The organism is Klebsiella sp. GN_Kp190 (genome assembly GCF_040061795.1).
Taxonomy (GTDB): domain Bacteria; phylum Pseudomonadota; class Gammaproteobacteria; order Enterobacterales; family Enterobacteriaceae; genus Klebsiella; species Klebsiella michiganensis.
On sequence record NZ_JBEAFN010000013.1, the window covers coordinates 65,815 to 85,214 of the forward strand.

The following is a 19,400-nucleotide window of genomic DNA, read 5'->3' on the forward strand; positions in this document are numbered from 1 at the left end:
CTTATCCTTCGCTTTTCACCACTTTGATTTCAACCATGCCGATGCCCAGCTGACGGGGAGAGTGGCCGAGAATATTGCCCTCGTTCGTGGACTGCGGGTCCGGCGGCGCAATCGTCAACGTACTGCTGCGCGACGGATTATCGAAATGCAGGGTAGTGGTGGTGACATCATTGGCCAGCGTTAGCGTTTGTTCGCTGTTGCCCACCCGTACCGGAATCGGCTTATTGGCATTCGGCCCGTAGGCTTTGGCGGTAATCACCAGATCGAATTTCTCCGGCAGCGGCTCTTTATATTCAATTTTCACTTCACTGCCGAGCTGGGCATTAGACCAGCGCCCCCAGGTTTCCGGTCGGGAGATGCCGCTGAACTGCTTCACCTCTTCCGGCGCGCCGGCGACGTTAAACAGGAAGCTGTCGGCTTTATAGCGAATATCGTTATCGACGATCTTCAGCGTATCGACGTTGCCTTTATAACGCTCCATGTCGATAAGGGTATCTTTGAACGCGGTTTTACCTTGCCACTGGGCTTTATCGACGCGCTGGACTTTCTGTTCGCCCCCCAGTTGGCCCTGCGAGACGCACCAGTCGGTAGAGAGCGCCACTTCCGGCGACCACAGCTGACCCATCTTGTAGCAGCGGTCGACCCAGACGAAGTTATCGCGCGGCGCGAAATCGGCCAGCTGGAAGCGCAGCGGCGCGGAGTATTCGCTTTCCGGCAGCGGCTCAACGCGCTTATCGGAGATACGCAGCAGCAGCGGCAGGCGGAAATGGCTGCCGGAGAAGGAGATCATATTCTTCTGTGAATCCACGGTGAAATTCTTCATCTCTTTGGGGAAATTCCACAGGCGGATGATATCCGGCTTCCACGCCAGCACCTTCTCTTTCATATTGAGGAACACGGCGGAGAGCGACTCGCCGGAAAGGCTGCTGCGGCCAAGGCCAATAAAGTTATCGCCGCCGAGGATATCGAGCACCGTCGCGCCGTTATCCATGGTATTACGCTTGATGGCCAGCGTATCCTGCTGGGGCTCATCGCCGCGCAGAACGAAAAACAGGTTGCTGCGATCCTGCTTATTCAGATAGTCCCAGGCGCTGTTTTTCATTGCCAGGTGATCGGATGACACCACGATGACCGTATTTTTGAACCACGGCGAAGCTTTAATCTTCTCGATTAACGCCGCGATATGCTCCTGACTACAGGAGACGGCGCTGAACGAAAGATTCTTTTTACCGTCCATATCGTAGCTTTTACGCTGGCAGGTGCGGGAGATAAAGCCATCCGGATGATGGGTATCGACCGTCAGCGCAAACAGCGAAAAGCGTTTTCCTGACTGCGAAAGCGCTTCGAATTTTTTCCAGGTTTCATCAAGAACCGTATCATCGTAGAACCCCCAGTCGTTACGATAGGTCGGATCGGCGACCGTGGTTTTTAGCTCTTCCGCGCCGTACAGATGATCGAAGCCGTGAGATTTAAGGAAAACGTCTTTTCCGGCGAAGCGCAGATTAGCGCCCTGCACAAAGTAGTTCTCATAACCCGAGTTTTTCAGGATATCTCCAAGGCAGATATTCTGCGGGAAAAAGCTGGAAACCGAGGCCGAGGCGTTGCCTTCAAACGGCGCAAACAGCGGGATCCCGCACTGGGAGGCGACCATTCCGGCAATCGTGTAGTCGGTACCGGGGAGCTGGGCGGTGTTGCTAAAGTCCAGCCCCTCGCTTTTCAGTTTGCCGAGCTCTGGGGCCAGGTTCGGGAACGCATCGTTATCAAAATAAGTGCGCTCAAGGCTTTCGCCGTAAATGTACACCAGGTTCAGTTTCGGGTTGGCGATGCTTTTTGACGGCTCTTTGTAGTAAGCCGCAAAGTCAGGATCGCCATCGCGGGACTGGGATTTAACCAACTCGCTAATCTGGCGGAAGGCGGGGCTGGCATCCACTGACGCCAGCGCCAGAACCAGCGCCACCAGGCTGTAACCAAAGTGATGAGGATGATGCCGGCGACGGCGGAGCACCCAGCCGAGTGCGCCAAATACCGCGACCAGCGCGACGACCAGCCCCACGCCCGGCAGAATATATTTGCCCACGCCGGCGCCCGTCAGGCTGTTGGTCAACGTATAAAGTACCGCGTCATTGATACCGTCGCCGGTGAAGTAATTGCTGGCGTAGAGGGTAATATTCAGAACAACGAACAGGCCCAGCACCGTGAGGGTGGCGGCGAACCACCAGGTATTACGACCGGCTTTTAATGCGTAAATCATCACCGAAGCAAGAAACAGGGCGATGGATAACAACTCTGACACAGCTCATCCTCATTCACGCCAGCTGTCGGCTGGCCAGATAGATCTTTTTTCACGCTACACTGTAATTGCAGCGCAATATTGCCGCAATTGTATCGTCATGAATTTGTGCTGTGGTTCAGAATTGGTTTAGAAATCGCCGTTTTTGAACTGCCTCACATCCAGTCAGCCAGGGGATTTGGGGGAAAGATGTTAAAAAACAGACGTTGCCGCCGCGCAGGCCGGGGTAACGCGCCAAACGCGGCATTAAGAGGATGAAATCAGGAGAGGAAGCTCACGCCCTGTTTTAAGACCAGATCGCAGGCTTTGGTTTTCACTTTTTCCGCCAGCGGGCTGCTGCCAAGGGTGTTCAGATTCAGCTGCTGGCCGTCTTTACTGGTCAGCAAGCCCTGAAGGCCCTCAAGATAGCTGGTGTCCTCTTTTTGTTTTTCCGGCGTGCTGAGACCCAGCTTATCCAGAACCTGATTTTTAACGTTTTCGGTATTGGTAACCGAAGCCAGCTTCTGTTTCGCGCAGTAAGACATAATCCCGGCGGCATTATTCATGCTGCTGGAAGTCAACGACTGGCTGCCGCCGTTGAGCAAACCGGTCAGCGAAGAGAGGGACATACCGCCGCTTTGCTGGCTTCCGCTCTGACTGCTGAGCTGGTTAGCGGCGCTGGAGAGCGAATCCTGCCAGGAGGTGGCGTGCGCGCCAAAGGTCAATAAAGCGCCGGCCACCATTGCCGTGCGGAACAACGTTTTTGCAGATTTCATAGACGTACTCTTCGCCGTGACTGAATAATCCCCTGATTATAACGCCGGCGGGGTTCAGAAATATCTTAATACTCTTTTCCGGTTACGCGATCGCGGTAGCTGTCCCAGTTGAAGTTAACCCACAGGCTATTGCCCAGCCGCATCCGGTCCATCACGCGCTCGCCGAGCAGCTTGTTCATCTCGTCCATGGTGCTGTTGGTTAACATACCGGTAGGGCGCTTTGACGAAGAGCGGCGATCGACGATCTGGTTAATAATCACTTTTTCGTAGCGTGATTCCGTTTGCATGCCGATTTCGTCAATCACCAGCAGGTCCACCTTGCTCAGGTCGGTGAGCAGCTGCTCTTCGCTGGTTTCCCGGTTGCCAAAGGTATCTTTCATCGCTGACATGATATCGGCGACGGTGATGATCAACACCGACTTACCCCGAAGCAGCAGTTCGTTGCAGATAGCGGCGGCGAGATGGTTTTTTCCGGTACCCGGTTTGCCGGAGAAGATAAAGCTGGCGATATTGCCGTCGAACTCCTCGACGTACTGGCGCGCTCGGGACAGCGCAATCATCTGGCCTTCACACTCCACCCGGTAGTTATCCAGCGAGCAGTTTTGATGCAGCGGGCGGATGCCGGAGCGGTTAAAGGTTCGCTGCATTTTCATGGCCCGGTTTTCGCGTTCCAGCGCCTCAGAACGCAGCTTGCCCTGTTCTTTTTGCCATGCCAGCAGCTCCTCACCTGTCTTAAACGCGGGTTCGACATGGGCTGGCATCATCTTTTGCAGGCGCTTCATTAAATCGCCGACATTTTTCATGCTCATCCTCGGAATCCTCGTGGAATGTGATTATCAGGTTCGCTAATCGCGTTGACGTCCCGGCGCGGCTGGCCGCCGTTGCTGGCCCGGCCAATCTGTACGCTGCGCGCCAGCTTCTGCTGCCACTGGACATGATGAAAGACTTTACCTTCAGCCTGCCAGTAAGCGACAAATGCCGCCAACTCTTCCGGCGTAACGGGCTGGCTCAGGGCGATGCCCCACAGCGCGGCCAGGCGCTGAAAATCCGCATCCGGCTGCCAGTCGGCGTACATCGGAAATTTCCCCATCGGAACCGCAACGGGGGTCGCCGTCGGCTCGTCAAAAAACTGCGCGTCCAGCGCAATATCGCTGTTAGGACGCGCGAGTTTTGCTTCCAGCTCCAGCAGCTGCGCCAGACGCTCCGGCGTCAGCGCATAGAATGCGGGGGCGTTGTTGGCAAATACGGCGACGGCGCCGCTGGCCGATTTTGCCAGTACCGCTGCGTGATCCTGTATGAAGTCATCCAGACCGCTAAAATCGGTAGTTAATATTCGTGAAGACATAAATCAATCTCAACTCTGAACAACTAAAAAGAGAGGGGTAGCTGCACACATAGTAGCATAGAGGTCGCTCAGGAAGGAGCGCCGCGGGCGACCCGGCGGCGCGATTAGCTAGACGCGCGGACGCTTGCGATACAGCCAAAGCCCGGGGATAGACAAGCCAATGGATAATGCGCCAACGATCGATGAAGCCTTAAGAAAGTTGCTCAGCAGCATAATCATCATCTCTTCCGAGTAGCCGAAATGGCTGATTTTCACCGCTGAAATCATCGCGGTATAGGCGGAGATGCCGGGGAACATCGGGATCACCGCCGCTACGGTAAAAATCTTCGGGTGCGCCAGATACCAGCGGGACCACTGGATACCGATGCTACCAACCAGCAGGGCCGCCATAAACGTCGCCCACTCAATATTAAAACCCGCCGTCATCATGACCATGCGCGAGCCGTGGCCGATAGCGCCCAGCAGCGCGCACCAGCGCAGCGCCCGCTGCGGGACGTTGAACACCATGGCGAACCCGACGGCGGGAATGGCTGCCAGCATCATATCCAGCGCCAGTTCGTAGAGATAGAAAATTATGCCCATCCGCGTAGTCCCCACATCGTCATCGCCATCACCACGCCGATACAGGTGGCGAGCGTCAGCAGGCTGGCAATGGCCCAGCGCGCCAGACCGGTGTTGATATGCCCCTTAAACATGTCGGCAACGGCGTTGATCAGCGGAAAACCGGGTACCAGCAGCAGCACGCTGGCGGCCATCGCGATCGTTGGCGTGCTGGCGAAAGCCGGCAGGCGCAGCATCAGCCCGGAGATAGTCGTTGCGACGAAGGCGGTAAGGCAAAAGTTGATTTGCGGATGCATTGAACGATGGGTGAGTACCTGGCGAATATACATGGCTACCGTACTGGCGCAGAAGGTGACCAGCGCACCGTCCCAGCCGCCGTTGTTAAGTTTGCAAAAGCAGGCGCAGGAGAGGCCGACCATGAAAACCAGCAGCCAGCGCGGATAGCGCAGCGGCTTGATTTGCGCGAATCGCTTTTCGACATCCTTATAATCCAGCAGCTTATGCTCTGCCATAATCACAATATGCTGAACCTCCGTGACGACGTGCATATTGATGCCGCGATCGGTGTTTTTTCGCGTTGAGGTCAGACACTCCCCATCCTTAATGGTGGTGAGAACAATCGCATTCGAAGAGATGGCGCTTTCCACGCTATCCATCCCTAAGGCCAGACCCAGACGGGTTGAGAGCTCCTCAACCAGCGCGCTTTCCGCGCCGTGTTGTAATAAGAAAAGACCACATTGAATACACAATCGCGTGATAGCGCGCTGAGTTGCCCGATCTGCTTGCATAAATACCTGCTGTCCGTGATGCCCGTTGCCGTAGTGTCTGGCGTTACTTTTACCTGAAGTCTTGTTTTAGCTGAGCGGTCAGGATCAAACAATGTGTAAAAAACCACCCGCTCTACGGGAACCCTGAAATTTGAACTCTGCCACACTTCCGCAAGATTGGTGAAAAGTCCAATTTTTGCACCCGTTTCTCCCTTCTTTTTCCCATCAGAGTTATCAAAAATGCAAATTCAAACTTTTAATAAACAAAAAATAAACAAATAATTAACCATGCTGAGGCGATGCGATGAAAACACAGGTGGCGATTATCGGAGCGGGCCCGTCGGGACTCCTGCTGGGGCAGTTATTACATCACGCCGGGATTCAGACCGTCATCCTTGAGCGACAGACGCCTGAGTATGTGCTGGGGAGGATCCGCGCGGGAATTCTGGAAAGCGGAACGGTAGAACTGCTGCGCGAAGCCGGGGCGGCCCGGCGAATGGATGCGGAAGGGCTGATCCATCACGGCGTCGAATTTTTGTTTGAGGGCAAGCGCGTACCGGTTCCGCTAACGGAACTGACGGCAGGCAAAAGCGTGATGGTGTATGGCCAGACCGAAGTGACGCGGGATTTGATGGCGGCGAGGGAGGCATGCGGGGCAGCGACGATTTATGGCGTCAGCGATGTCACCATTAATGAGGCAAAAAGCGATCGACCGTCGGTCTCTTTTATCAGCAATGGCGAAAACTGCCGCCTTGAGTGCGACTTTATCGCCGGCTGCGACGGCTTTCACGGCGTGTCCCGCCAGAGCATCCCGGCAGGGGTGCTGAAAGAGTACGAGAGCGTCTGGCCGTTTGGCTGGCTCGGGCTGCTGGCCGATACGCCACCGGTGAACCCGGAGCTGATTTACGCCCACCACGAGCGGGGGTTTGTGCTCTGTAGTCAGCGCTCACTAACTCGAAGCCGCTATTATCTGCAGGTACCGCTTAGCGAAAAGGTGGAGGAGTGGTCTGATGAACGCTTCTGGACTGAGCTCAAGCGGCGTCTCCCTGATGAGCTGACCAATAAGTTAGTAACCGGTCACTCACTTGAGAAGAGTATCGCGCCGCTGCGCAGCTATGTAGTGGAGCCGATGCAGTACGGGAGGCTATTTCTGCTGGGAGATGCGGCGCATATCGTACCGCCTACCGGGGCGAAGGGGCTGAATCTCGCGGCGTCCGATGTGAACTATCTTTGGCGGATCCTGCGTGAGTATTATCACCATGGCCGTATTGACCTCTTAGCCAGCTACTCGCGTTTGGCGCTGGATCGGGTGTGGAAAGGTGAGCGATTCAGCTGGTTTATGACGCGTCTGCTGCATGATTTTCCGCAACAAAGCGAGTTCGACAGAAAAATGCAGGCGGCGGATCGTCGCTACTATCTTGAATCACGCGCCGGGTTAACCACTATCGCTGAAAACTATGTGGGTCTGCCGATGGAACGCGTGGCGTAATAGAAAAGGCTCTGGAGTCGTGATGCAGGCAGCGAGTACCATTCCCGTTTTCAAACTGTATGGCGAAGATCAGGGCTGGCCAACGCCCGATCTTCTGCACTGTGAGTCCATACTCCAGCGCAGCCATCTTTATGAATGGCATATCCGCGTGCATCAGCACGCAGAGCTGGTGCAGCTACTGTATCTGCATAAAGGGCGGGCGGAGATTGAAATCGAAGGCGCGACGACCGTGATGACGGAGTCCTGTATTCAGGTGGTTCCGGCGCTATGTATTCATGGATTTCGCTTTTCGCCGGGTACGGAGGGCTACGTTTTGTCGCTGGCGCTGCCGCTGCTCGGAAGCCTTGAAAATCAGTTTGGCAGTCAGCTGGATGTGCTCGGCCACCCGCGTTGCGTGCCGGTGAAGAGCTCCCGGGGCCATATCCGGGCGCTGTTTACCGCTTTGCAAGAGGAGTACCGCGAAGATTACGATGCGCGCGAAATGATGCTTCATTCACTGCTGGGAGCGCTGTTGGTCTGGCTGAATCGGCAATATCAACCGCAGCTCATAACGGAGGACAAAGCGGAACGTAAGCGGAGCGTCATGCGTCATTTCTCGCGCCTTATCGAAAGCCACTATCGTGAACATATGCCATTAGCCGGGTATGCCAGGGAGGTGGGGGTGTCTGCGACTCATTTGAATTATTTGTGTCATGAATTTTATGGCTGCAGCGCACTGGGAGTTTTACATCAAAGGTTGATGCTTGAGGCGCGTCGCAACCTGCAGTACACCAGCATGACTATCGCTCAACTTTCTGATTACTTAGGGTTTACTGATGCGGCCTATTTTTCTCGCTTCTTTCGCCGCTATAGCGGTGAATCACCAAAAGTATTTAGGAAAAAAATAAAATAAATAAATCTTTATTTAATATATCTTAAGTTAGCGTATCTAACGACGATGTTAACCATTTCTAATTTATTGATGACAACTACCTGTGTTAATGTTAATCATTGGTATGGATAACAGCAATATGTTACTCCTCATTATTAAGTTGGCTTTAGGGTGCGATATCGCGCACCCGCCAGGGATGATAAAGATTCATTTGGGCAAAATAATTACGATGACTATTAAATTATGCATCCAATTGTTTTTCCGCCGGCGGTGAGTCTTCGACAGGAAGCGGAGGGTTTATGTTACCAGGACAAGGTAAGTTCGGCATTATTATCAGCAGAATACCGGTTATGCAGTCCGGCTTAAAAGCCATCGTTGGGGAGCATCTCCCTGATTATGAATTGAGTTTTTGTCGTTCTCAGGATGAGCTAACCCTGCTGCAGCTGCGTCGTGCAGTGTTAGTCATTGCTGACTTGTCCGGTGAAATAGAGCATCCAAGAAATATTTGCGAACATTACTACTCTTTAATGACTCAATACAGGGATATACACTGGGTCTTTATGGTAGGCAACGCCTGTTTTCCGTTAGCTGTTCAATTATTAATGCGTCCTGAAAGTACATTAATTTCGGACAGCGAGCCGGTAAAACGTCTCATTGAGGTTGTGCGCGCGGGTGGACTTGCCGCTGAACGAATTAGCCAGACGTTGTTCTCTCCTGAGGTAGAACGCATCGATGAAGAACCGCAAAAGCTGGTTATTCTGACTCTTTCTGAGCGTAAGGTGTTGAGGCTTCTTGCAAAAGGATGGGGAATTAATCAAATTGCTGCTTTATTGAAGAAGAGCAATAAAACCATAAGTGCGCAGAAAAATAGTGCTATGCGCCGCTTATCTTTGCGTAGTAATGCAGAGATGTATGCCTGGATTAATAGTGCACAGGGAATGAAGGAGCTGAATATTTATTCAGTCTATGGAGATCAAACAGAATGGAAAAAGACCTCACAACAAGATATGTCGCTATCGTAGAGAAATGTGCGATGACAGAAGTGGCGCTTCGCCACATATTAATTAATGAAAGTGGTAAGAATTATCGTATTCAGTTCTTTAAAGATACGATGGCATTAAAACGGGAGTTTCAGGCGAGAGATTTTTCTGCGATTATTTTTTCACTTTCAGGTAACCGCAGATCCCGACTTGAAAGCTTGCTCTTTCTCCATGAGATCGCGCGTTATTGTCCCGACACGCAAAGAATTATCTTAGCTAATGATGAAGCGGAAATGCGTTTGGTCAGCCATCTGACGCCTTCTCGCTTACACGGTATTTTGAATAAATCGGCCTGTCGGCTACAGCTGCAGGAGTGCTTGCTTCAGCTTCTCGATCGTAGCTATCCGGCGAATGAGAGCTCGTTAAGCCAAAAGCAGAGTATCTATAGCCAACTTTTGAGCCCAACGGAACATACCATCCTGCGATATATGTCTTATGGCTACTCGTTGCCGGAAATAGCGACGCAGCTGGAACGCAATATCAAAACGATCCGGGCCCATAAGTTTAACGCCATGACCAAGCTCGGCGTCAGTTCTGATATGGGACTACTGAGCGCGGCAGACATACTCATGCGCCTGTCGGCGAATAATGATGATGCCACGGTGATGCGCCTTGCTCAGTAACCTCAGCGGTCTGTTAAAGACACACGTCAATCCACTTAGCATCAGTCAGCTGCGCCAACCGTTCAGGTGAAATACGAACGGCGCTATATATTGAACCTGCTGCTGGCAGCACTTCCGGGTACTGCCTCAGTGAGATATCGCAGTACACAGCCAGCGGAACTTCCAGGCCAAATGGGCAGACGCCGCCAATGGGGTGTCCCGTTAGCGTAATGACCTCATCGCTGCTTAGCATACGGGCTTTAGCGCCAAAGGCTTCCTTTAGCTTTTTATTATCCAGGCGCGCATCGCCTTTCGCGACAACGAGAACAACCCTTTCTTTTATTTTTAAAGACAGGGTCTTGGCGATTTGCCCGGGTTCAACGTTATGCGCCGCTGCGGCTAACGCTACCGTGGCCGTGCTCTGAGTAAGTTCGATGATTTCGATATCGGGGGCGTGGTCAGTAAAAAACTGCCGCACGGACTGCAGACTCATTGGAATCTCCTGATTAAGGCTTGTTAAAAATCTGTCACAAGCTTCGCAAAGTGTAAATATCCATGGTAGAGAATCAAGATTCTTTTTAATTTCTGGATCTCCTTCACATTCACCGCAACCGGTTACTGTAACCGGTTGCGGTTATTCACAGAGACAGGAATACTGACAAGGTAACTTCCCTGCGTCACCTATAACAAAGAGCCGAAGATGAATCGAACCTGGTTGAGCAGTCGGGCCAGCAGGCTATCCGATTGGGTAACCCTCTCGCCGAAGCGGGTTCATCATAACGGCAAGATAATCGTTGTTGGGCCTGTTCATCTAGCCTGTCAGGAGGGCTGCTATGTCTGCTAACCATGCTGCATTTAATCTGATATTTCGCTTCGTAGAAAATTACATCAGCCCTGTCGCCGGACGCATCTCGTCTCAGCGCCACGTTATGGCAATCCGCGACGGTTTTATCTCCGCCATGCCGTTTATGATTGTCGGCTCTTTTCTGCTGGTATTTGCGTATCCGCCGTTTTCACCGGATACCACATGGGGATTTGCCCGCGCCTGGCTGGATCTGGCAAAAGAGTTTGAAGGGCGAATTCTGACGCCGTTCGATATGACGATGGGCATTATGTCGATCTACATTTGTGCCGCGATCGCCTATAACCTCGGCAAGCATTACGAAAAAACCAATCAGCTCGACCCCTTTATGTGCGCCATGCTGTCGATCATGGCCTTCCTGCTGGTGGCGGCGCCAAAAACGAACGGCAACCTGCCGGTAGATAGCCTGGGAGGAACGGGCATATTTACGGCGATTCTGGTGGCGGTCTACTGCGTTGAAATGATGCGCTTCCTGAAGGCGCATAATATCGGTATTCGCCTGCCGGATCAGGTGCCGCCGATGATCAAAAACTCGTTTGATCTGTTGATCCCGGTACTGGTTGTCGTCCTGACGCTCTATCCCCTGAGCCTGCTTATTCAGCATCATTTCGATATGCTGATCCCTCAGGCGATTATGGCTATCTTTAAGCCGCTGGTTTCCGCAGCGGACTCCTTACCCGCAATTTTGTTGGCGGTTCTGGTGGGCCACCTGCTGTGGTTTGCGGGGATCCACGGTGCGGCCATTGTTTCCGGCATGCTGCAAATGTTCTGGCTCACTAACCTCGGCATGAACCAGCAGGCCCTGGCTCAGGGGGCTCCGCTGCCGCATATCTTTATGGAAGCGTTCTGGACATTCTTTATTGTGATTGGCGGCTCAGGGGCGACGATGGGGCTGGTATTCTGCTATCTGCGCAGCCGCTCCGCGCATCTGCGTTCGATTGGCCGTCTGAGCGTGGTGCCAAGCCTGTTTAACATCAACGAGCCGGTTATTTTTGGCACCCCTATCGTGATGAACCCGGTATTCTTTATTCCCTTCCTGCTGGCGCCGATGGTTAACGCCGTACTGGCCTGGGCGGCAATGAAGCTGGATCTTATCGGCCGGGTGATTTCGGTTGTTCCGTGGACTGCTCCGGCGCCGATTGGCGGCGCGTGGGCGCTGGGGTGGGATTTCCGGGCGGCGATTCTGGTGGTCGTCCTGGCCTGCGTTTCGGCGATTATCTACTTCCCGTTCTTCAAGGTGTACGAGAAACAGCTGCTCGCGCAGGAAGCCGAAGAGGCGCAGCGCATGGCGGAAGAGAGTCAGCAAACGGCATAAAAACAAACGGGCGGCTGAATAGCCGCCCGTTTGTTTTCACCATCGATTATTTCAGCGTACAGTCCCCGCACTGCTGTACGTCCGGCAGGCGATAGCGCTGGCAGCAGGTGCGGCGCACGAGCTGCCCTTCACGTAAAACCACCGTACGCCACAGCGGGTTATCCTCACCGCCTGATAGCTGTTTGTTGAAGAAGAAGAGCTGACGCAGCGCGGCCACTTTTTCATCTCCGACCAGGGTTCTCATTTCCCCGAGATACCAGTTAATCAAATAACCCGTATTGCTCCAGATAAGTTTGCCATTGATATCGCCAGTAGCTTCAAGCGCCTGCACCACGGGTTGCAAAGCGGTGGTGACCAGCTTTTCCATCCGGGACTGCGCGGATTCTGCCGGGGAAGTACCTGCTGAATGGATATCAATCCAGAAACAGGCGGCACGGCCTGTTTCATGAAACTCGACGCGAAAATGCTCCGGCGCCAGGCTAACGGCGCGTTCTTCACTCAACAGCGCCAGCATTAAAGGGGGCACCAGTAAACCGATGTACCATTGTGCCCAGAGGGATAGCAGCGGTTTTTGCTCACGGGCTTGCCCGGGCTGGTTGCGATAAATATGGTCAGAATACGTCGCGATTAACGAACTCAGCGTCGCGGGCTGCGACCACTCAGCCAGGGTGAGGGCATGATGAGGGGCTTCTTCATTCAGACGGATAAAATCCAGCAGATGCGGACGTAACGCGGTAATTTTGTCCCGTATTGCGTTCGCCAGTTCACGCTCAGCCGAAGGGAGCGGAGCCCGCCAGATGATCTCATTGTTGAATGCGAGTGAACGGTAAGCCATCGGGTGCCAGATACAAATCTAAATGATAATGATTTCTGATACTAATGCCGCGGCACCGGCTTGGCAAGAGATTTGTCCGCGCGGCGACGCCTGCCGCGCGGTAAAGGCCTAGCTGGTGAGAATAATGTTACGTCCCATATTTTTGGCTTCGTAGAGCGCGTTGTCCGCCCGTTTCAGCGCGCTGTCGATATCCGCATCCATCAGCGGCGTCATGCCGATACTGATGGTCACGTTGGTCGCGACGCTTTCATTAAACATATGCGGGATTTTTAGATCGTAGACCCGCTGGCGGATGCGCTCTGCGGCCTGAAGGGCGTTTTCCGCACAGCTGCTGGTCAACAGCACCATAAACTCCTCGCCGCCAAAGCGGGCAACGATGTCGCGCGAGCGCACGGCGTTACGAATGGCGGCGGAGACCTGAATCAAAGCCTGGTCGCCCATCATATGCCCGTAGTGGTCGTTGTAGGCTTTGAAATGATCAATGTCCAGTAGCAGAACGTAATGCCCGGCGCCGTCGAGAGAAAGAATGGTGTCCAGCCGGTTTTGTAAGCCCCGGCGATTATACAAACCGGTAAGCGGATCCAACATACTGAGATCGTTAAGGGTATTGCGTTCCTTCAGCAGCTTATCCATGAGCCCCTGCGTGAATACATCGCTGCGTTTCTGAATAAGGCTTTGCAGGGTGATACCGGCAATAGGCAACAGAAAGCACCAGGACATGCGCAGCCATTGTTCTCCTCCGCCAAGAATCAGGCAGATAAGGTATGTGGGTAAAGAGTGCAAAGTAAAGCCAATGATATTGCTGGAAAAAGCAATGGTGCCAATAAATAACACGCTTAATAAGGCGATCACCAGGTAGTTAAAATGCGGCGGCCCCATCACCATTGCTTTTAGCGCAACGTGCCACGCCCAAAGCAGGCCAAATAGCAGAGAAATAACCGGAATATTTATTTTGTGCTGAGAGAATTTACAGTGCCATAGCAGCAGGACCGTGCTGCAGGCAACTATCAGAAAACAGGGTAATGTAAAAGTGATGACGGTAAAGAGCGGGCTGACAAGGGATAAGACGGATGAAACTAAATTAAGCAGTAAAAATAGCCGTAAGGAATACTGATATTTCTGTTCGTAATGGGAGCGCCAGGATTGTGCAGTCATGTCGGAGTTGTCATTATTAATCGTTAAAATTCAATGTGATGTTAGTTTGAAGTGAATAATAAAAAACAGTGCGCAAAATAAGGTTTTTACGAAATAATCAGATAATTTAATATATTATTTTTTGCCGCTTAATTTATCACCTTCATGAATGTATGTCATTACCACAAACGTAAAGAATAAGGACGCGCTATTTTCCCGGGATGACAAATGATAAAAATTACCATATGATATTGGTTATCATTATCGTTGTGAGAGGCGAAAACATGTTGCAGCGAACTTTAGGGAGTGGATGGGGCGTGTTGATCCCTGGCGTACTGATTGCCGTCCTCGGGTTTGCCGATTTGTCGGTAGATGCCTGGCGCGGATTGGTGACGCTGGGAATGCTCATGTCAGCGGTGATGATTTGGCACCGTCAGCTAAGGCACTTTGTTCTGCTGCCATCATGCGTGGCGCTGGTCAGTGGGATGATGCTGGTAATAATCAATTTGAAGCTGATGGGATAAAACGGAAGGGTAAGAATATTGGTGCGAGGGGGGGGACTTGAACCCCCACGTCCGTAAGGACACTAACACCTGAAGCTAGCGCGTCTACCAATTCCGCCACCTTCGCACAGTATTCTTAATTTTTGATATCGCCTCGTTGGTGCGAGGGGGGGGACTTGAACCCCCACGTCCGTAAGAACACTAACACCTGAAGCTAGCGCGTCTACCAATTCCGCCACCTTCGCCCAGTGCGAGCAATATCAACGTGGATTATGGTGCGAGGGGGGGGACTTGAACCCCCACGTCCGTAAGGACACTAACACCTGAAGCTAGCGCGTCTACCAATTCCGCCACCTTCGCATACCATCGACACTATGAAAGTATCGTTACCACGGAGGCGCATTCTAGTGGTTTTCAGCTATTCGTCAATAGTTAATTGTATCAGTTGGATTGATTGTTGCAAAAATGGACGGTCAGAGAGGAAAAACATCGGCGACCAGCGTCTGCTGGCGCCGAAAAAACGCAGGATTATTTCTTCGCCTGACGGGTCATCACCGTCCGATAGACCTTAAAGCGGCCCGTTTGGGCAATTACTTCATGGAAGCCGAAGATCTCATCCAGCACGTTCGGATAGGGCAGGAAGGCGTTAGCGACGATGCGCAGCTCGCCGCCGCTGTTCAAATGACGAACGGCGCCGCGAATCAGCGTTTGCGCGGCCTCCAGGCTGGTCTGTAGACCATCGTGGAAAGGCGGGTTGGAGATAATCATGTCGAAGCGGCCGTTCACTTCAGAGAACACGTTGCTGGCGAACACTTCCCCTTCGATGCCGTTAGCGGCCAGCGTGGCGCGACTGGCTTCAACTGCCGGGGCGCTGACGTCGCACAACGAGAGGCGGACTTTAGGCGAGTGGCTGGCCAGCACGGTTGCCAGCACGCCGGCGCCGCAGCCGACATCAAGCACTTTACCTTTGGTATGCGGCGTCAGCGTGGAAAGCAGCAGCTGGCTACCGACATCCAGGCCATCGCGGCTGAAGACGCCCGGCAGCGTTTTAATCGTCAGATTATCCAGCGAATACTCGCCCCAGTACTGTTCTGCATTGAACGCGGGCTGTTTTTCCAGACGACCGTGATACAGCCCACAGCGGCGCGCGCTGTCGACTTTAGTCAGCGGCGCATATTCCGCCAGCATCTGCTCGGCGCTGCGCACGCCGCTGCGGTTCTCGCCAACCACGAAAATATCAATACCGACCGGCAGCAGGGACAGCAGGTTCATCAGCTGAAACTGCGCTTCGGGTTTGTTTTTTGGCCAGTAGTAGATCAGCGTATCGCAATCGGCAACATCGCTGGCTTCCGCGACCAGACTAAAACGGGCGTTTTCACCCATCTGGCGGCTCAGTACCTGCCAGTGGTGAAACTGCTGGGTATGGGCGCGGCTGGCGGCCGTATCCAGACGAGCGGGCAGGTCATCCTGCAGGTCACCGGCAAACAGAACGCGGGCGGACTCGAAATCATCACTGTGGCGCAGCAAGACTTCACTTGCCGGGGTAAAAGCGGACATGAAACACTCCTTCATTAAGACTGGCGCCGATTATACACGTTATCTTTCGGCCTGCCTCTTTGTTGGCGGCGGGATGCGCTCCGACCGCCGCGTAGTTTGTTGGCGCAGATACGACGGATTTGCTATATTGCGCGCTTAATTAACAGGAGTGTTTCGCTATGACATCCCGACGAGACTGGCAATTACAGCAGCTGGGCATCACCCAGTGGTCGCTACGTCGTCCTGGGGCGTTACAGGGTGAAATCGCTATCTCGCTTCCTGGACACATTCGTCTGGTGATGGTGGCGGAAGAACCGCCATCGCTGACCGAACCGCTAATCAGCGATATTCTGCGCGCGCTGGCCCTGATGCCGGAGCAGGTGATGCAGCTGACGCCTGAACGCGTTGCGATGCTGCCTCAGGACGCACGCTGTAATAGCTGGCGGCTGGGCACCGACGCGCCGCTGCTGCTGGCGGGCGCACAGCTTTCCACGCCCGCTTTCGATGAACTTCAGACCAGCACGCCTGCTCGCATGGCGCTCTGGCAACAGATTTGCGCACATGAACACGATTTCTACCCTCAACCCGGCTGATTTGCCCCGCGCCTGGCAAATTGAAACGCGCGCCCACGCTTTTCCGTGGAGCGAACAGACGTTTGCCAGTAATCAGGGCGAGCGCTATCTGAATCTTCAACTGTCCGTGGACGGCGTGATGGCGGCCTTTGCCATTACGCAAATCGTGCTCGACGAAGCGACGCTGTTCAATATTGCCGTCGACCCCGCTTTCCAGCGTCGCGGTCTGGGCAGGGCGCTGCTGGAACGGGTGATTGATGAAGTTGAAAAACGCGGCGTCGTCACGCTGTGGCTGGAGGTGCGCGCGTCTAACGTCGCCGCCATCGCGCTCTATGAAAGCTTAGGCTTTAACGAGGCGACGATTCGCCGCAACTATTACCCCACGGTCGACGGACGTGAGGACGCCATCATAATGGCACTGCCAATCAGTATGTAAGACAAGGTGATACGATGAAGTGGGACTGGATTTTCTTTGATGCCGACGAAACGTTATTTACGTTTGACTCATTTAGCGGCCTACAGCGGATGTTTCTCGACTATAGCGTGACGTTCTCCGCAGAGGATTTTCAGGACTACCAGGCCGTGAATAAGCCGCTATGGGTGGATTATCAAAACGGCGCCATTACCTCTCTTCAGCTGCAGCATCAGCGCTTTGACGGTTGGGCGGAACGCCTGAACGTCCCTCCCGGCGAGCTGAACGCCGCGTTTATGAACGCGATGGCGGAGATCTGCTCGCCGCTGCCGGGAGCGGTATCGCTGCTTGATTCGCTGCAGGGGAAGGTAAAAATGGGCATCATCACCAACGGTTTTACCTCACTGCAGCAGACGCGTCTTGAACGTACCGGACTGCGCGATCACTTTGATTTACTCATTATTTCCGAAGAGGTTGGGGTGGCTAAGCCGGATGCGCGTATTTTCGACTATGCGCTGGCGCAGGCGGGCAATCCCGATCGTTCGCGGGTGCTGATGGTTGGCGATACGGCGGAATCGGATATTCGCGGCGGCGTGAATGCCGGGCTGGCGACCTGCTGGTTCAACCCCCACCAGCGCGAACTGCCCGCGGACCTCCGCGCGGACTGGACGGTCACCTCTTTAAGCGAACTGGAGCAACTCCTGTGTAAACACTGATTGCCTCCCCCCCATTGATGGGTAAAATAGCCGCAATTTTTTCGTATTCAACATGCGCGGCGCGTTGCCGCGTTTACTAAGAAGATTGAATTATGACGTTGTCTCCTTATTTGCAGGAGGTGGCCAAGCGCCGCACTTTTGCCATTATTTCTCACCCGGATGCCGGTAAAACGACCATTACTGAAAAGGTACTGTTATTCGGACAGGCTATTCAGACCGCCGGAACGGTGAAAGGTCGCGGCTCCAGCCAGCATGCGAAATCTGACTGGATGGAGATGGAAAAGCAGCGCGGTATCTCCATCACCACGTCCGTGATGCAGTTCCCGTATCACGACTGCCTGGTTAACCTGCTGGATACCCCGGGCCACGAAGACTTCTCCGAGGATACCTACCGTACCCTGACGGCGGTGGACTGCTGCCTGATGGTTATCGATGCCGCGAAAGGCGTCGAGGATCGTACCCGTAAGCTGATGGAAGTCACCCGTCTGCGCGATACGCCGATCCTGACGTTCATGAACAAACTCGACCGCGACATCCGCGATCCGATGGAGCTGCTGGATGAAGTGGAAAACGAGCTGAAAATCGGCTGCGCGCCGATCACCTGGCCGATTGGCTGCGGCAAACTGTTCAAGGGCGTTTACCATCTTTATAAAGATGAAACCTACCTGTATCAGACCGGTAAAGGCCATACCATCCAGGAAGTGCGCATCGTGAAGGGGCTGGATAACCCGGAGCTTGATGCCGCGGTGGGTGAAGACCTGGCGCAGCAGCTGCGCGATGAGCTGGAGCTGGTGCAGGGCGCGTCTAACGAATTCGATAAAGAGCTGTTCCTGGCGGGCGAAATTACGCCGGTATTCTTCGGCACCGCGCTGGGTAACTTTGGCGTCGATCATATGCTGGACGGTTTAGTGGAGTGGGCGCCTGCGCCGATGCCGCGCAAAACCGACACCCGCACCGTGGAGGCCGCGGAGGAGAAGTTCACCGGCTTCGTCTTTAAAATTCAGGCCAACATGGACCCGAAACACCGCGACCGCGTGGCCTTTATGCGCGTGGTTTCCGGTAAGTACGAGAAGGGTATGAAGATGCGCCAGGTGCGTATCGGCAAGGACGTGGTGATCTCCGACGCGCTGACCTTTATGGCCGGCGACCGTTCGCATGTGGAAGAGGCGTATCCGGGCGATATCCTGGGTCTGCATAACCACGGCACCATTCAGATTGGCGATACCTTCACCCAGGGTGAAATGATGAAGTTCACCGGTATCCCGAACTTCGCCCCGGAACTGTTCCGCCGCATTCGCCTGAAAGATCCGCTCAAGCAGAAACAGCTGCTGAAAGGGCTGGTTCAGCTCTCTGAAGAGGGGGCGGTGCAGGTGTTCCGTCCGATCGCCAATAACGATCTGATCGTTGGCGCGGTGGGTGTGCTGCAGTTTGATGTGGTTGTTGCTCGCCTGAAGAGCGAGTACAACGTTGAGGCGATTTACGAGTCCGTCAACGTCGCGACCGCACGCTGGGTGGAATGCAGCGACGCGAAGAAATTCGAAGAGTTTAAGCGTAAGAACGAAATTCAGCTGGCGCTGGATGGCGGCGATAACCTGACTTATATCGCCCCGACCATGGTTAACCTGAACCTGACGCAGGAACGTTACCCTGACGTCCAGTTCCGTAAAACCCGCGAGCACTAATCCTCTCCGGAGCGCGGTTTTCGCCGCGCTCCACGCCATTTTCCCCTCGGATTGCCCTTTCTGGAAAGTTCTTAATTCTTACCGTTTTGCGCGCTTTTTTACCCGTTCATGCC

At 53.7% G+C, this 19,400-nt stretch carries 20 protein-coding genes and 3 tRNA genes; 10 read left to right on the plus strand and 13 right to left on the minus strand.

All coding sequences use genetic code 11. The annotated features are described in order from the left end of the window. Position 1 precedes the first annotated feature (1 nt). From opgB to ABLU67_RS10995, 6 genes are all read right to left on the minus strand, one after another. Complete coding sequence (gene opgB / locus ABLU67_RS10970) at positions 2–2,293, minus strand: phosphatidylglycerol--membrane-oligosaccharide glycerophosphotransferase (protein ID WP_048262647.1); 2,292 nt, start codon at positions 2,291–2,293, stop codon at positions 2–4. 257 nt (positions 2,294–2,550) lie between these two features. Then, complete coding sequence (locus tag ABLU67_RS10975; protein WP_014227812.1) at positions 2,551–3,045, minus strand: DUF2501 domain-containing protein; 495 nt, start codon at positions 3,043–3,045, stop codon at positions 2,551–2,553. A 65-nt stretch (positions 3,046–3,110) separates the two neighbouring features. Beyond that, complete coding sequence (dnaC, locus tag ABLU67_RS10980) at positions 3,111–3,848, minus strand: DNA replication protein DnaC (RefSeq protein WP_014227813.1); 738 nt, start codon at positions 3,846–3,848, stop codon at positions 3,111–3,113. 2 nt (positions 3,849–3,850) lie between these two features. Further along, positions 3,851–4,390, minus strand: coding sequence for a primosomal protein DnaT (gene dnaT, locus ABLU67_RS10985; RefSeq protein WP_032692989.1), 540 nt, complete (start codon positions 4,388–4,390; stop codon positions 3,851–3,853). A gap of 108 nt (positions 4,391–4,498) precedes the next feature. Continuing rightward, positions 4,499–4,972: a threonine/serine exporter gene (locus tag ABLU67_RS10990; RefSeq protein ID WP_004098364.1), complete on the minus strand. Its 474-nt coding sequence runs from the start codon at positions 4,970–4,972 to the stop codon at positions 4,499–4,501. Next, positions 4,963–5,739, minus strand: coding sequence for a threonine/serine exporter ThrE family protein (locus ABLU67_RS10995; protein ID WP_025106875.1), 777 nt, complete (start codon positions 5,737–5,739; stop codon positions 4,963–4,965). The genes ABLU67_RS10990 and ABLU67_RS10995 overlap by 10 nt, the downstream gene beginning before the upstream one ends. Before the next feature lie 283 nt (positions 5,740–6,022). Here ABLU67_RS10995 and pobA point away from each other — a divergent pair, with 283 nt between their 5' ends. The 4 genes from pobA (at position 6,023) to bglJ (ending at position 9,741) form a co-directional block, all read left to right on the plus strand. Further along, positions 6,023–7,207: a 4-hydroxybenzoate 3-monooxygenase gene (gene pobA, locus ABLU67_RS11000; protein ID WP_032747826.1), complete on the plus strand. Its 1,185-nt coding sequence runs from the start codon at positions 6,023–6,025 to the stop codon at positions 7,205–7,207. A gap of 22 nt (positions 7,208–7,229) precedes the next feature. Continuing rightward, positions 7,230–8,099 carry a helix-turn-helix domain-containing protein gene (locus ABLU67_RS11005; protein WP_014227817.1) on the plus strand — a complete coding sequence of 290 codons (870 nt, stop codon included), beginning with the start codon at positions 7,230–7,232 and terminating at the stop codon, positions 8,097–8,099. Positions 8,100–8,377: 278 nt separating this feature from the next. Then, positions 8,378–9,100 (plus strand): LuxR C-terminal-related transcriptional regulator, encoded by a 723-nt coding sequence (locus ABLU67_RS11010; protein ID WP_103814855.1) that lies wholly within the window; start codon positions 8,378–8,380, stop codon positions 9,098–9,100. Then, a complete protein-coding gene (gene bglJ, locus ABLU67_RS11015; RefSeq protein WP_025106872.1) occupies positions 9,061–9,741 on the plus strand; it encodes a DNA-binding transcriptional activator BglJ in 681 nt (226 codons plus the stop codon). The genes ABLU67_RS11010 and bglJ overlap by 40 nt, the downstream gene beginning before the upstream one ends. A gap of 13 nt (positions 9,742–9,754) precedes the next feature. Here bglJ and ABLU67_RS11020 read toward each other — a convergent pair whose 3' ends face one another. Next, positions 9,755–10,213, minus strand: coding sequence for a YbaK/EbsC family protein (locus ABLU67_RS11020; protein WP_014227821.1), 459 nt, complete (start codon positions 10,211–10,213; stop codon positions 9,755–9,757). Between the two features lie 340 nt (positions 10,214–10,553). Between ABLU67_RS11020 and ABLU67_RS11025 the strand changes: the two genes are divergently transcribed. Then, positions 10,554–11,897: a PTS sugar transporter subunit IIC gene (locus tag ABLU67_RS11025; protein ID WP_025106871.1), complete on the plus strand. Its 1,344-nt coding sequence runs from the start codon at positions 10,554–10,556 to the stop codon at positions 11,895–11,897. 46 nt (positions 11,898–11,943) lie between these two features. Here ABLU67_RS11025 and fhuF read toward each other — a convergent pair whose 3' ends face one another. Both fhuF and ABLU67_RS11035 read right to left on the minus strand, forming a co-directional pair. Then, positions 11,944–12,732 carry a siderophore-iron reductase FhuF gene (fhuF, locus tag ABLU67_RS11030; RefSeq protein WP_014227823.1) on the minus strand — a complete coding sequence of 263 codons (789 nt, stop codon included), beginning with the start codon at positions 12,730–12,732 and terminating at the stop codon, positions 11,944–11,946. Between the two features lie 108 nt (positions 12,733–12,840). Beyond that, positions 12,841–13,887 (minus strand): GGDEF domain-containing protein, encoded by a 1,047-nt coding sequence (locus ABLU67_RS11035; RefSeq protein WP_025106869.1) that lies wholly within the window; start codon positions 13,885–13,887, stop codon positions 12,841–12,843. A gap of 263 nt (positions 13,888–14,150) precedes the next feature. Between ABLU67_RS11035 and ABLU67_RS11040 the strand changes: the two genes are divergently transcribed. Further along, positions 14,151–14,390: a DUF1435 domain-containing protein gene (locus ABLU67_RS11040; protein WP_049082693.1), complete on the plus strand. Its 240-nt coding sequence runs from the start codon at positions 14,151–14,153 to the stop codon at positions 14,388–14,390. Between the two features lie 19 nt (positions 14,391–14,409). Here ABLU67_RS11040 and ABLU67_RS11045 read toward each other — a convergent pair. From ABLU67_RS11045 to rsmC, 4 genes are all read right to left on the minus strand, one after another. Beyond that, positions 14,410–14,496 (minus strand) — tRNA-Leu (locus ABLU67_RS11045). Between the two features lie 31 nt (positions 14,497–14,527). Continuing rightward, positions 14,528–14,614, minus strand: a tRNA-Leu gene (locus tag ABLU67_RS11050). A gap of 28 nt (positions 14,615–14,642) precedes the next feature. Further along, positions 14,643–14,729: transfer RNA gene (locus tag ABLU67_RS11055), tRNA-Leu, on the minus strand. Between the two features lie 168 nt (positions 14,730–14,897). Next, positions 14,898–15,926, minus strand: a complete 1,029-nt coding sequence (rsmC, locus tag ABLU67_RS11060; RefSeq protein ID WP_049082611.1) for a 16S rRNA (guanine(1207)-N(2))-methyltransferase RsmC — start codon at positions 15,924–15,926, stop codon at positions 14,898–14,900. 158 nt (positions 15,927–16,084) lie between these two features. Here rsmC and ABLU67_RS11065 point away from each other — a divergent pair, with 158 nt between their 5' ends. The 4 genes from ABLU67_RS11065 (at position 16,085) to prfC (ending at position 19,287) form a co-directional block, all read left to right on the plus strand. After that, positions 16,085–16,498, plus strand: coding sequence for a DNA polymerase III subunit psi (locus ABLU67_RS11065; RefSeq protein WP_014837349.1), 414 nt, complete (start codon positions 16,085–16,087; stop codon positions 16,496–16,498). Next, the gene (gene rimI, locus ABLU67_RS11070; protein WP_004098383.1) at positions 16,467–16,913 is read left to right on the plus strand and encodes a ribosomal protein S18-alanine N-acetyltransferase; all 447 of its coding nucleotides are present in this window, start codon (positions 16,467–16,469) and stop codon (positions 16,911–16,913) included. The genes ABLU67_RS11065 and rimI overlap by 32 nt, the downstream gene beginning before the upstream one ends. Before the next feature lie 14 nt (positions 16,914–16,927). Next, positions 16,928–17,605 (plus strand): pyrimidine 5'-nucleotidase, encoded by a 678-nt coding sequence (gene yjjG / locus ABLU67_RS11075; RefSeq protein ID WP_004098385.1) that lies wholly within the window; start codon positions 16,928–16,930, stop codon positions 17,603–17,605. Between the two features lie 92 nt (positions 17,606–17,697). Then, positions 17,698–19,287 carry a peptide chain release factor 3 gene (gene prfC / locus ABLU67_RS11080; protein ID WP_004098388.1) on the plus strand — a complete coding sequence of 530 codons (1,590 nt, stop codon included), beginning with the start codon at positions 17,698–17,700 and terminating at the stop codon, positions 19,285–19,287. Positions 19,288–19,400 lie beyond the last annotated feature (113 nt).